The organism is Pseudoalteromonas sp. Of11M-6 (assembly GCF_022347905.1).
GTDB lineage: Bacteria > Pseudomonadota > Gammaproteobacteria > Enterobacterales > Alteromonadaceae > Pseudoalteromonas.
In genome coordinates this window covers 17,225-30,831 of sequence record NZ_JAKRFW010000019.1, presented here as the reverse complement: position 1 = coordinate 30,831, position 13,607 = coordinate 17,225, and the positions used below count along the sequence as shown (strand labels likewise).

At 42.5% G+C, this 13,607-nt stretch carries 11 protein-coding genes; 6 read left to right on the top strand and 5 right to left on the bottom strand.

Annotation, left to right across the window (positions count from 1 at the left end):
• Positions 1–20 precede the first annotated feature (20 nt).
• Positions 21–2,468, bottom strand: a complete 2,448-nt coding sequence (locus MHN32_RS11485; protein ID WP_239421755.1) for a TonB-dependent receptor — start codon at positions 2,466–2,468, stop codon at positions 21–23.
• Positions 2,469–2,807: 339 nt separating this feature from the next.
• Here MHN32_RS11485 and MHN32_RS11480 point away from each other — a divergent pair, with 339 nt between their 5' ends.
• The 4 genes from MHN32_RS11480 (at position 2,808) to MHN32_RS11465 (ending at position 6,958) form a co-directional block, all read left to right on the top strand.
• Positions 2,808–3,272, top strand: a complete 465-nt coding sequence (locus MHN32_RS11480; protein WP_102057281.1) for a CreA family protein — start codon at positions 2,808–2,810, stop codon at positions 3,270–3,272.
• 131 nt (positions 3,273–3,403) lie between these two features.
• Entirely contained in the window at positions 3,404–3,577 is a 174-nt protein-coding gene (locus tag MHN32_RS11475; RefSeq protein ID WP_157782802.1) for a hypothetical protein, read from the top strand.
• A gap of 570 nt (positions 3,578–4,147) precedes the next feature.
• The gene (locus MHN32_RS11470; RefSeq protein WP_010606242.1) at positions 4,148–4,834 is read left to right on the top strand and encodes a hypothetical protein; all 687 of its coding nucleotides are present in this window, start codon (positions 4,148–4,150) and stop codon (positions 4,832–4,834) included.
• Positions 4,835–5,089: 255 nt separating this feature from the next.
• Positions 5,090–6,958: a DUF885 domain-containing protein gene (locus MHN32_RS11465; protein ID WP_239421753.1), complete on the top strand. Its 1,869-nt coding sequence runs from the start codon at positions 5,090–5,092 to the stop codon at positions 6,956–6,958.
• A 104-nt stretch (positions 6,959–7,062) separates the two neighbouring features.
• Here MHN32_RS11465 and MHN32_RS11460 read toward each other — a convergent pair whose 3' ends face one another.
• The 3 genes from MHN32_RS11460 to nfsB all read right to left on the bottom strand — a co-directional run bounded on the left by MHN32_RS11460 (position 7,063) and on the right by nfsB (position 10,417).
• Positions 7,063–8,124, bottom strand: a complete 1,062-nt coding sequence (locus MHN32_RS11460; protein ID WP_235366597.1) for an endonuclease/exonuclease/phosphatase family protein — start codon at positions 8,122–8,124, stop codon at positions 7,063–7,065.
• A 133-nt stretch (positions 8,125–8,257) separates the two neighbouring features.
• Positions 8,258–9,370, bottom strand: a complete 1,113-nt coding sequence (locus tag MHN32_RS11455) for a M35 family metallo-endopeptidase (protein ID WP_010606245.1) — start codon at positions 9,368–9,370, stop codon at positions 8,258–8,260.
• A gap of 387 nt (positions 9,371–9,757) precedes the next feature.
• Complete coding sequence (gene nfsB, locus MHN32_RS11450) at positions 9,758–10,417, bottom strand: oxygen-insensitive NAD(P)H nitroreductase (protein ID WP_211866694.1); 660 nt, start codon at positions 10,415–10,417, stop codon at positions 9,758–9,760.
• A 96-nt stretch (positions 10,418–10,513) separates the two neighbouring features.
• Between nfsB and MHN32_RS11445 the strand changes: the two genes are divergently transcribed.
• On the top strand, positions 10,514–11,425 hold the full coding sequence (locus MHN32_RS11445; RefSeq protein ID WP_010606247.1) for a LysR family transcriptional regulator: 912 nt from the start codon (positions 10,514–10,516) through the stop codon (positions 11,423–11,425).
• Positions 11,426–11,427: 2 nt separating this feature from the next.
• On the opposite strand, the gene MHN32_RS11440 is transcribed toward MHN32_RS11445, so the two are convergent.
• A complete protein-coding gene (locus MHN32_RS11440) occupies positions 11,428–12,276 on the bottom strand; it encodes a sterol desaturase family protein (protein ID WP_239421751.1) in 849 nt (282 codons plus the stop codon).
• A gap of 121 nt (positions 12,277–12,397) precedes the next feature.
• Between MHN32_RS11440 and MHN32_RS11435 the strand changes: the two genes are divergently transcribed.
• Positions 12,398–13,366 (top strand): AraC family transcriptional regulator, encoded by a 969-nt coding sequence (locus tag MHN32_RS11435; RefSeq protein ID WP_239421749.1) that lies wholly within the window; start codon positions 12,398–12,400, stop codon positions 13,364–13,366.
• Positions 13,367–13,607 lie beyond the last annotated feature (241 nt).

Here is a 13,607-nt window from a genome sequence, read left to right as displayed (position 1 = left end):
CTATTTTAGTTTTTTGCTGATTATAACTCAAACTGGTAGTTAAGCTTGACCCCAACGGTACGAGGTGTTGTGACATAGTGTCCGTACACACGTTGCTGCTCTGGCAAGGCTTTGTTTAACGCCGCGAATGTAGCTTCACCAGCCCAAGACTTGTCGCGTCTTACCGAGGTGAAAGCAAGTTTGTCAAACAGGTTGTCGACATAAAAAGTGACGGCCCATTGCTCGCTTGAAAGCTTAGCACTGAGGTTAGACAAGGCAAATCCTGGCAATACCTCCCCGTCAGCTTTGAGTCCGACTTTCGTGTATACGTCACTCTGCGCGGTGACCCCATAATTAACGTTAAGCATTTTGTCGTCGAACACTTCCTGCTCGTAGCTTAAGCCGAATGAAAACTGCTGTTTTGGCGCGCCAGGTAGGCGGTCGCCATCTGTACCGTCATAGTACGGCTGGTAAAGCGCAATTTCTTCTGCGCTATAGTCACCTTCTTTGAATACCGCAAACAGGGCTGGTGCATCATCAGTGAGCTGTGCTTTTGCATAAGAATAGGTTGCATACACCGTCCACTGGTCGTTCAACATAGCCCGGGTTGACAACTCAATCCCACTAGAGTTCGCAGAGCCAGCATTAGAGGTAATGATCTCTTGGCCGTTTACCGTCACGGATGAGATCTGTGCATCTTCCCAATCAACACTGAATAATGCGGCGTTGAAATGCAGCTTGTTATTTAGCCATGTAGATTTTAATCCCAGCTCATAGTTAGTGGTGGTATCTGGTTTATAGCTAAGCTCATGCGGCAGTGCACAGATGATCTGTTGCTCAGGTAGTGTTTCTGGACAGGACTCCAAACCGTTGCCACCGCCTAACCTAAATCCTTCACTGACAGTGAAGTACGTCAGCAGTCCATCTTGCCAAGTGTAATTGGCATTAAACTTAAACAAACTACCATTGTCTTTGGCACTGACTTGTTCAAATGAAATTTGTTCGAGGCTTGGCAGGCCCCCAGAATAGAGCGGGGTTTCTGCAGCTGACTCAGTTTTAACATCATAGCGATAGAAACGAGCGCCCACTGTGATATTAAAATCGTCTGAAAAAGCATAGCCAATTTCGCCAAACAATGCTGACTCTTTGCTGGTGGCATTGGTCAGTGCAATATACTCAAGATCTTGCTCAATATTGTCGATTTCATCGCCCCAAAACGCCGTGAGTCCTGGCGTGTACTCTCTATCGTCCGAACTAATTTCTTGTTTGCTGTAATATACCCCTGCAATCCAATTTAGCGCGTCATCCCCTTTAGAGACTAAACGGATCTCTTGGGTAAAAGTGTCTTGATCAGTAGTATCTTTAGTCAACGCGGTAAAACTAGGAAAATCCGCATAACCCGGCCAAATATCATAAAGTAGATCGGTTTGATCTCGTTGGCCTTGTTGTTCTTTGCTTGACCAACCGGATGCCGAAACTAAATCAGCAAACTCTAAATCGGCGTTGATTTCAAGGCTAAGCAGGTCGTCTTCTTGTTCGTTAGGTTCAAGCACGCGGTAGGCTGACTCGTATGGTTTGATCGTATCGGCAAGCGGGTGCTGTGCCGCAAGGCTTTGATATTGTGAAATTGAGTTAGCGCCATTTTCTTGTTTCTGGTGAAAATAGTTCAGCGTGGTATCGATATTCTCACTCACCAACCAACGTAGAGAAACCCGTGTGGTCGTAATGGTCTCATCATTTGCATCCGCAACTGCGTTGATGTTTGCTTTTACATCCTCAGCATTGGACCAATCAGGATCTGGGTTTGAAACGCCAGCTTGCTTAACCACATAACTGTAATCCATAAAGCCGGGGTTGTGATAGCGGTTAATACTTGCACGAACGGCTAATTCATCCATCACTATAGGCATATTGAAGACAGCACCCACTTCATGACCATGGCTGTCACTTTCATTGATACTGAATAAGTCACCACTTAGTTTACCTTCAATAACGTCAAGCACTGGCACTTTAAGCATGGTTCTAATTGCACCACCTAGCGTGCCTGCACCGTAAAGCGTACCTTGTGGGCCAATCAAGACTTCAACACGTTCGATATCGGTTAGTCGCAAATCCACATTGATTGGGATTTCGCCGAGGTAAGTTGCCACGGTTCCCGAGTCAGAGGCACGTTCTGACGAATTAGTATTCAAACCACGAACAATAATAGGTGAACCTTCACGGCCACCTTGTTCTGTGATTGTCAAACCTGGGACCCATCTTGCTACGTCTTCAAGGTCGCCAATATTTTGGTCGCTCATTACATCGCTGTCGACGGCGGTAATGTTTAATGGCGCTTCTTGAACTGTGCCTGCGCGTCGAGTTGCTGTTACTTGAATTCGCTCAATTGACTTTTCTTGAGCCTTACTTTCTTCTGCTTGTGATTGATTAACAACAAAAAAACTCGAACTAACAGCTAGTGCGACTAAGCTTGGATGGAGCTTACTCATAAATGGTGGAACCTCAAATTTAGAATTAAACGTGACGAAATTTCAATATTTATAAATGGGTAAGTATGCAGGTAGCACATTTTAGTCCCGAGTTTAGAGAAAATTTCATACAGCTGGCGGTAAATAGACGGGCAATACTTTGTATTTACTTTAGGTAATTTAACCACCCTGAAACTGCGGCGCATGCTAACATGCTTATTCGTATTTTGTGAATAATTATTTTGATTTTTTGAATGGTTATTTCTTTATGGAAGACGGCTATTTGCGAAAATTTTTAAATAGCTTAGAGTATTAGCTCCGTATACTTCTTTTATACATCGATAATATTAAGGAAAAACAATGAAAAAGCTGATGTTTGCATTGTTGGCATCTTGTTCGTTACTCGGTTGCTCTGACAGTGAAGTTGGTGATGTATCTCTTGGTCTATTTACGCTCAAAGATATAAAACTAGACTCTATGGTTGACCCTGTTGTAACGGGCGTGACCTGCCATGTCGCGAGTGTTGAAGATAACTTGAGTTTTTCAGATCCTAGCGATAGCTCTATTTCTTGTCGTCAAACGAGCGAAATAACACCGGCAATGCTAGCAAATATAGACAAAAGCGATTCTGGTGAAGTGGTGTTCAAAAAATCAAAAAGTGTGTTTTTTAAAGCAATGAAAGTGAGAAGGATCTTTGATGCAAAAAACCAAACTTTAATGTACTTAGCCTATACCACCAAGGAAACCTCTGGCAGTTTTAAGCATAGCTTATCAACTGTGCCACTATGGGGAACTCAGGCTTATCAAGGCGATAAAACCAATTAACTCGAATGTTCGCTAGCACATAAACCCACACGCTTCGATAATTGCATTTAATGAGTTATTTTTTTGTTTGAATTAAACCTTTTTGCTCACGATTTCGACTAAGCTTAGTAGTGATAAGTTTAGGAGAAATCGTGATGTTAAAAACACGCTTTTTAGGGAAAACGGTCAATATTGCATTTGCAGTGATGACTGTATTGTTTGTTATTTTAACGTTAACAACTGATGCTCATAGCATCTCATCTCAAGCTGCTCAGGTTGAGATGTTTAGCCAAGACGAGGTAATCTCTGAATCCAAATCTAAGTAAATTTGGGCCGTGATTTATCTTGTTTTGCTGATTAATGTCATTCGAAACGATGAAAATATAATATAAATATTGCGCTCTGCTCAGTCTCTGTCGCGCGTGGTGTTAAGTGCATAAATTTGCATGAAGTTTTTATGACATACATTCATGCTTCACTTACGCGCTGTATAGCGTATAAGCTCTAAACCGCCATCTCTGACTCATCTCATTAATAGTCTTAGCTAGGCTGCCAGCAAAATTGTAATTAATTTGTTGCGTTCTCCTCAGTCTGCATTAGCTTTAATTAGGGACTCATACCAATTTGTCTTAATACTTGCTCAATATTATGGGGCAAATCTGACGCTAACTGTGTTAAAAAGTTTCTTATTTAGAACAACTAAATAGTAAAATTTGTGCCTGGTTATCGACAAGGTTTTCTTGCTTCAAAATAGATCTCTTAATTAAGTAAATTGGTATAAAAAAGCAGCGCAGTTTGCAATCGGATATTTGCAAGTTTCTGTTTTAAAAAACTCGAATTTTAGCTGACGCACTCTCTATTCGTCTGACTAAAACGCTTACAAACAAGGAAGAAATATGGCACGCCAATTTGATAACTTTTATAGTCATGGGGCAATTAGCTTTAGTGACTTTGTTAATTGTGTTTCTAGCTTATATACAGGTCCAGCTTGCTTGGATGACAGTACATTGAGGCTGCTGGCTGAAATGTTGTATCGGCTATCGCAAAATAAGCAATTTCTCGCGGCACAAGTTGCGGGTAGTAGTAATTACCAACATCATGCGCGAGGGATGGTGGACAATGATGATCTATATGTACTTTATGAAAATAAACGACCATTTTTTAAAGTATGTGCACAGATTTGGCATCCAACGCCAAAGCGGGGAACTCAGCGCTGCTTTATTCCACAAGTGCGGGACTACAATTTTACGGCATTGACGACCTGTTATTTTGGCCCCGGTTGTGGCAGCAAGCTCTATCAATATGAATATAGAAAGGACTTACAGCAAGGCGATCACTGTGATTTGCAGTTTGGGCAGTTTTATCAATTTACCCCTGAATCTGTACTCTTTACCGAAGCATCGAGAGATGTGATAGCCCAAGCTTTACCCAAAAGTTTGAGTATCACCATCAGCTTACAGTTAGAGCAAAGGCCACATGCTTGCTTTGTGTTTGACAAGTCATCTGGTCGCGTGCAGCGCGTTATCGTTGAGTTACCGTCACAATGCGCTAATACGCCAAAGCCCCTAGTGCTCGAAAGCTAAGCTAGTTTGCTGGAAAAAGCTCGGAAAAGTCAATTAATTCGCAATTTTCCGTCTTTTATAGCTGTAACAAAAACGCAAATATGTTACTTGTAGTTGCATCTATGAGAATAGCGTGAGCACTTTATTGCAGTCTCATATTCTTAATAAAGTGCTTATATCCATTTGCTTTTTCAAATAGGTATGACTATTCCATCAGCAGCCAGATCTGCACTGGTATTTTAGCTTTGACAACAACCTTAATGGAGCGGCGTAATAATGAATAAAATAAGCTTGGTAGCACTCTCTGTTGTGCTAGGTTTGAGCGGATGTGCTCAAGACAAGCCAAAAACAGAAACTACATCTGTTGCTAAAACCACTGAATCAACTCTCTCTCGTGCAGAAATCGACAAAGTCGTAGAACAGTACACCAAGCAGTTTATTAACCACGAACCCGCACTTGCCACTTCGCTCAAATTATCAAGCAGTGAATATGGTCACTACGCCAATAGACTGCCAGATTACTCGGTTGTCGGTATGCAGGCGCTACAGGTGGATATGAACGCAGCCGCAGATAAATTAAAACAATTACAATCGGGCGTGGCGAACTCTGATGACTTGTTGCACCTTAAAGTAAATGAAGTTATTGCCCGTTATTATGCCGGCGATAAAGGCTTCTCAGCAGGTTATATTGATACTTGGGGCGGACACCTGCCATACATTGTTAACCAGTTGTCTGGCCCATTGCTGGATATTCCGAATGTGCTTAAAGACCAACATGGAATAGAGAGCGAGCAAGATGCAAAAGACTATGTTGCGCGCCTAAATGCCTTTGTTGAAGTCACGAAGCAAGTTGCAAGCAAGGTAAAAGCGGATGCCAATAAAGGCGTAATTTTACCAAAAGTATTATTTCCAAACACGCTAGGTTATTTAGATAACTTCACGGCGCCAAGTGGTACAGAACATCCTTTGGTTGCGTCGTTTAAAGATAAACTTGCGAATATTGATGGTATTACGGATAAAGCCGCCGCTGATTATGTTGCACAGGCAACACAAATAGTTGAGCAAAAGCTTTATCCTGAGTTTAAAAATGTGTCTGCGATTATGCACGCGCTAGAGAGCAAAGCGCCTGAAAATGTCGGTATTTGGGTTCAACCAAATGGCGAATCTTTCTACCAGCATGAAATCACCTATTTGGCGGATTCTGATATGAGCGCGGAAGAGATCCACCAAATTGGCCTTGCTGAGGTGGAGCGTATTTCAAAGCGCATGGACGAAATCCTTAAGCAAAATGGCTATTCACAAGGTACTGTTGGTGACCGGATGAAGCAGCTCAATGAAGAGTCGAGATTCTTATATGCGGATTCTGACGAAGGTCGTGAAGCGTTATTATCGTTCTTGCGTGGTGAAATAGGGACAATTTTACAAAAAGCGCCAGATTATTTTTCTACAATTCCACCGCAACCTGTTGAAGTTAAACGTATACCAAAGGCCGTGGAAGCAGGTGCGCCAGGTGGTTACTACAACGGTCCATCGCTTGATGGCAGTCGCCCAGGGGTATTTTCAATCAACCTAAAAGACATGAAAGCAGTACCAAGCTTTGGCATGAAAACCTTAACGTATCATGAGGCGGTTCCTGGTCACCACTTCCAAATTGCGCTTAATATGTTGCAAACAGAAATCGGTTTGATGCGTCAAAATGCCTCATTTAATGGTTATGTTGAGGGCTGGGCGCTGTATTCAGAGCTATTGGCATACGAAATGGGGATGTATAAGGACGACCCATTTGGAGACTTAGGTCGTCTGCAAGCTGAGGCATATCGTGCGGCTCGATTGGTGGTTGATACGGGCCTACATTATAAAAAGTGGACACGCGACCAAGCGATCACGTATTTTGCTGATGCAACTGGTACGGCGATGAGCGATGTGGTATCGGCTATCGACCGTTATATCGCTTGGCCAGGACAAGCGCTTGGTTATAAGTTAGGTATGCTTAAATTGGTTGAGCTTAGAGAGCATGCTAAACAGCAACTGGGCGATAAGTTTGATATTAAAGCATTCCACGACGTGGTGTTGCTAAAGGGCGCAAGGCCAATGGCGCTTGTTGAAGAAGATATCAAGACTTGGATTAATTCTCTGAAGTCGTAAATACACTTTTCGGCTTGAAGTCAGTGAACGATGCTGGCTTCAAGCTGATGTTATTTAAAAAACCTTATAACACTCGTTCACACTTAGCGTACTTAAATTCGCTATCATAATTTGCAATTCGGCTTTGCCACGGCATTTTCAATAATTTCTTTGCTGCGATGTATATCTTTCTTTTTCAGCTCAAGTCCTGCTTCATCTTCATTTTTGACCGGTTGATAAGCGAGTTTTGCATAAAGCGCAAAGTGATCTGACCCTATGTTGTTGAGCCTTTTAATATCGATCACTGTGAAATGGTGACTCGAAAACAAATGATCCAGCGGCCAACGTGCAAACGGGTACTGTGCATGAAAAGTGTTAAACATGCCTCGGCCAACTCTCGGATCAAGAAGCCCACTTATTTTCCTAAATAACCTCGTGGTTGGTGACCAAGCAACATCATTGAGATCGCCAGTGACAATGGTGGGCAGTGGCTCATTTATGACGCGTTTGGCGACAACCACCAATTCCGCATCTCGCTCAATGGCCGTTTCGTTTTCGGTGGGGCTTGGCGGTGCCGGATGTAAAAAATGGGTTTGGAGCATGATATGGGGAGCGATCCTGAGTTTTGCATGTATCGAAGGTACGCCTTCTTCAACGATATACTCACATTTTGCCTCGTCTAGCGGGTAGCGAGCATAAACGTGCATGCCGTATAAATTGGATTGTGGACATTTAACGCTGTAGGGCAGTATGTCCAGCAATGAGTCTAATTGTTGCTCCCATATCTCATCACTTTCTAATGTGACTAAAATATCAGGTTGATGTACCCGGACTTGCTCCAGCAGCAAATTAAACTGTCGATTAGTTTGCAGTACATTGGCGGTGATCAAACTAATTGTGTGAGTATTGGTTGTCGCTGTTTTTACCTCGACAGGCCAAAGCGGGGTGTAGGGTAAAATCCACCACAGTTGAAAACTTAAACAACCTAATAGAGAAATGGCAGCAAGCGCGGCTACACTTTGAAGATTAAGATAGAAAATGGACAGCAGTAGCGTAAATGCGGTAATAACAACGAGCTGAAGCCGCGGGAACTCCATTGCTCTCACACTCCAATGCGGATGTTTAGCAAGTGGCAATAGCGTAGCTAGTAGGATAAAACCACACAGCGCGACGATAACCCAAGTCATGAAATTCCTCAGCAAATAGATGAATTTAAGAAGTATATTTCATGTTAGCTGAAATCGCTGTGAATAGCATCGGGTCTAGGCGCTTGCCTAAACCCGATACTCGTCAGGGATATCTATACCAAATAAGTCGAGATTAGTTTTGGTACGGAGTGTTTTCCGCAAAATATTCATGGCTGTCAGCATTTTGAATTGCTTGACTTGGATTTGAGTTTGCTAAGTTTTTCGCACCAGATTGGCCATAAACGATGTCATCTGTACCTGCAACGGCATTAAAGTGACTTAGCTCATGAACAATCGTGCCTGCGCGTGAATCCGTACCTAGCTCATTTGCGCTCCAAAATGCGCGACATAGATATACTTTGTATGGTTGATTTGGGTATACATAAGCAAAGTATGATTTGTTACAACTACAGTCAAAAGTGAGATCTTGGTTGTCGATTGCATCATTGATTGCGTTGAAGTTAGATTTCACGGTTGCATAGCGGCTGCTTGTCGCTGCGCCAAACCAAGTTTGATAACGCGTAGACGGGTTGCTCGCTGAGTGGCTATTTAAGTAAGCAACAGAGTCATTAGTAATTTGGTCCGCAGCATTCAGTGCTGACAAAATACTGGTTTTTTCACTGTTACTACAACGACCTGTAAAACAAGTGCCATCAGTACAGTCTGCTGCACCAGCGACTGGTTTTGCGTTAACTTGGAGGTTACCTTTGCTTAATGCTACACCTTCAAGCCAAAGATTGACCGAATTTGAGCTGAGTTCTGCTACATCGGCACGCATCATCGATTGCTGCCCCATCGTTCTTGTAGTCATGCTTGGGATTTCTTTTTTACCGAAAAGGTCAAATGATTCAACATCATAACTAATTTCGTAGTTACCTGGCTGGCTAAGATCATAAAGGCCCGAAAGCTCAAATGATTTAGTGAGCGTTTCGCCAGACTTTAGCTTGATAAAGTCAGCTTCGGTAGGAGCTGGGCGTTTGTAGTGAGGGCCAAAGAAATTAACTTCTTTACCATCACGCGTAATTTTAAAAATATGCTCTTCTTCGAGATCTGTATACCAGCTTAAGATTTTTTGGTTACCTTTACCCTGATTGGTGATGTTTAGCGTCGCAATAACATCGCCATTGCTTTTTGTGTCGACATCAACGCTTACCGCTAGGTCTTTATTCATTGCTTGAGCATTCAGTGATGCGGTTACGGCTGCTGCGAGTAACCCGGTAGATAGTGTGCGTGATAGTAGCTTCATTATTTCTTCCTGTTGAGGTTGCTACAGTCTCTCGGCTGGCAGGTACAAAACCAGTTGTGAGGACTGAGTTTACTTGTTGTCATTTCGTTATTTTTAAAGGTGAATTCACTCTTCACTTTTAATTAACAATAATATATTCGATGTTTCAAGCAGAATTTTCACAATAGAGCTAAAAAGTTTACATTAAAAAATTACCAATAATTTCAAATAACTGTAATGTTATTGAAAAGTATGGATAAATTTAATACAAAACTGGGGAGCGGGTAGTTGTGAATTTATTGTTTCATTCACATTGATTTACATTGTGGTGTTTGAAATGGTATTCCAGCCGAAGTTGGAGTGGCACTGATGTTATCTAGTTAGCCATTATCAGTGCCAAACTGGGTCTTAGATTTCGGTAATGATATCGTCGATAGCAAAGCGAGATTTAGGTAATTTAGCATTAAAATCACCTTCGTCTCGATAGCCCAACGCGACAATGGCAAGGGCATCAAAGCCTTGCTCAGTTAACCCAAGTTCATTGCTGAGAATTTCAGCGTCAAAACCCTCAATGGGTACAGAGTCTATACCGAGTAGTGCAGTGCTTAGCAAAAATTGCCCAAGATTTAAGTAAACTTGTTTGCCAGTCCATGCTTTGATTGCTTCATCGCTGGTTTGATTTAAGCCGACAAAATAGCGACGGCCATTATTCATTTGTGCTTCTACCTCAGAGCCTTTTTCAAATCGGCCGTCGGCACTTTCTTTGGCAAGCACTTTATCTAAATGTGCATCATCTATATTTTGTTTTGCAGCAAATACAACAACATGTGATGCGTTAAGTACTTTGGCTTCATTAAATTTGTAATTCTCTTGTGTGCTTTTAGCCACCTGAGTTTTGCCTGTCTCAGTACTTGCGATGACGAAATGCCATGGCTGAACGTTGGTACTAGATGGGCTCAGCCTTAGTACTTGCTTAAGTAGCTCAATATCTGAATCACTAATTTTTTTATTAGGATCAAAGGCTTTTGTGGAATAACGATTGTGAATTGCATCGCGTAATGTGTACATAACAGACTCCTAAAATTGCTTTCAAGAGATAATAGGGTTTTACATAATCAATAAAAAGATGATAATGAGTTAAATAGTTTCAAAAATTTTTTGAAAATGAATACACAAGATTTAATCGTCGTGATGAAAACGGCTAAACTTGGCAATATTAGTGCGGCGGCTGCGCAGTTAGATATGCAAGTTGCCACGGCGAGCGCTGCGATAAAGCGAGTGGAAAAGCACCTTGGCTTTCAACTTTTTGTGCGTTCTACGCGTAGCTTAAGGCTATCAAAGCAAGGTGAAACTTATTTGCCAATTTGCGAGCAGGCACTTGCGCTTTTGGCTGATGGCAAAAAGCAGGTGCTCGACAACGACAACGAAATTGACGGTGAGCTAAGGTTAACCGCACCGTCAGATTTTGGCCGTAATATTCTCCTTCCTTGGCTAGACGAATTACTTGATGAATACCCTAAACTTGCCCTGAAACTTATTCTTAATGATCACAATCTCGACTTTTATCGTGACGGTGTTGATATCGCGCTGCGCTATGGTGCGCCTGAAGACAGTAGCTTCTACGGCTTTAAAATTTGTGATGTGCCATTACTGCTTTGTGCCTCTACGGAATACTTAGAAAAACAAGGCACGCCAAAGGATCACGAGGAATTAAGTGAGCACCAAGGGCTATTCTTTTTGATCAGAGGCAGTAAGTTTGATACGTGGAAACTGACGAAAAATGAACAAACTTACAAAGTGGTGCTTAAAGGGCGTAGAACCAGTAATGATGCGGATGTGGTAAAGCGCTGGTGTGCGCAAGGAGCGGGTATTTCATTGCGATCCGCGATAGACGTAGCAGACCAACTAGAACAAGGTGTGGTGCAAAGTATATTAAATGACTACCGCGTTGAATGTAAGCCGTTGTGGTTGATCTGCCCGTCAAAGCAAATGATCAACCCAAGCGTGAGAGTGCTGCGCGATAAACTAAGAAAGTACTGCCAAGCGCTTGTAGAAAAGGCCGAGCGGTATAAATAGCTCTAGGATTTGGCAGAGTCCGTATTTTTTAGCTTGTCGGGTAAGTGGGTTGGATAACCAAACAGCGCCAACCATTTGCCTTTTAAAGTGTTTGCTTGTGAAAAGCGGTGGAACATATGACGCCACTGAGCAAAGTTAACATCTAAAGGGGTCTGCTTTGGTGCCGCACCTCTTATTCCATAACAAATTGTAATGTCTTCACGCTCCTCGATAAAGGTGCCAAAAAGCTTATCCCAAATGATCAGCACCCCGGCAAAGTTTTTATCTATATAGTCAGGATTACTGGCGTGATGGACTCTGTGGTGGGAAGGCGTATTAAAAATTCGCTCTACCATCCCTAATCGATTAACCGTTTGTGTATGAACAAAAAATTGAAAAGCTAAGTTGATTGCGACGATGGCAAATACCAAGGTCGGGGTAAATCCAAGAAGTATCATAGGCAGCCAGAACAGCCACATACCGACAATTGGGTATAGCAAGCTTTGGCGAAATGCAGTGGTAAAGTTCATGTTGTTAGAACTGTGATGGACCACATGTGCACTCCAAAGCCAGTGAATACAATGTGATGCGCGGTGAAACCAGTAATACAAAAAATCTTGCAAGATAAACCCAAAGAGCAAAGTGAAGGTATTTAATTCGATTGTGAATAAGGCAAATTGATGGAGCCAGTAAAAGAGCGGCATCAGTACAAGTAAAGCCAACGCGTCGCTGCCTTGATGTAGCAACGCAAGTAGGGCATTGAGTAATGAATCTCGCCAATCATAGTGTTCGTGGTGCTTGATATACTCCCAGGCAACACAAAGTAAAAAGACGGGACTGAGTGCCAGTAAAATTAGCGATACATCAATCATATATAGCTCCTTCTTTAGCCATAGCTTTGGTACTTTATATGCACTAGCGTAACGGGTTAGCCATTGACAATCCTGCCAAACTGCGCCAACAATTTGTCCAAATACGACAAAAGGAACTGCAATGCACTCCACTTCGTTTGTTTATTTTTATAGTGCGTGGGTATATCTCCATGACCATTTTACCGATGACAAGAGACTGCAAGGCGAGTTTGCTGAGCTGGTAGCGTCACGGCCTGAACGTGTAACACTCGTTGAGTACGAGCGGTTGCTTGAGGTAGGGCAGGAGTTAAGCGGCGATCCCTTGATTGGTTTTGAACTGGGTAAAGCCATTCAGTTGCATGACTATGGGGCGCTTGGCTACTTGGTCGAAACCAGTAAAGACTTGCAGCAGGCTATAACCTCATTATTGCATTACGACGCAATTGTCGCCGATATTGGCCTCGCCGTATTCACAAGTGATAGTGACAATGCCAAGTTAACTTGGCAACCAAAAACCCCGCTGGGTAAGCACGCCATTTTGCGTAATATGACCGCTTGGGTGAGCGCTGCACGGCAGCTTTTGCGATCAACTTTATCGCCTAACCAACTCCAGCTTAGCTTTAGCGTGTGTGACCTAGAATTACAGCGGTTGCAAACTTGGTTTGGTTGCCCCATATCACAAAATTGCCCTGAAAATGCACTGTCGTTTCCGTTAGATTTTCTTACCATGCCAGTCGCTACCGTCGACAGCCTAATGCACGAACATATTGAGCAAGCGGTTGCAAAATGCGTATCAGCGCTCTGTGATAATCATGATTTAAAAACGCGTGTTGCCAATTTACTGGCGGCAAAGCACTCACTGGCTGGAGTCAACCAAGCAAGTATGGCTAAGGCATTAAACATGAGTGTGCGTTCGATGCAGCGTAAGCTAAAAACACAACGCACCAGCTTTAGAGCCTTACTCGGCCAAGAGCGAAAGCATAGATTTGAACAACTCATCGACAACACCAGATTGCTCGATATTGTAGACGCACTCGGTTTTACAGAGCAAAGTGCGCTCAATAAAGTTTGTTTAAAATGGTATGGGAAGCCACCGTCAAAGCTAAAGTGAAGAACCGAAGGTAGGTAAGTTTTGGTTTGTTAGTCAAATTCCCAGCTTCGGTGCAAATAGGTAGTGGGAATACTATAGTGGGCGTCATCGATTCCTCAATTCTTAATTATTTGAATAATAAATTAACAAATCCTATAAATAGCAATAGGTATATGGTGGTTATTATTAATAATGTTTTAGATCTAAATAAAGATGAGGGAAAAGAAAATTCAACTTGGTTTTGTGCTAAATTTTTAAAGAA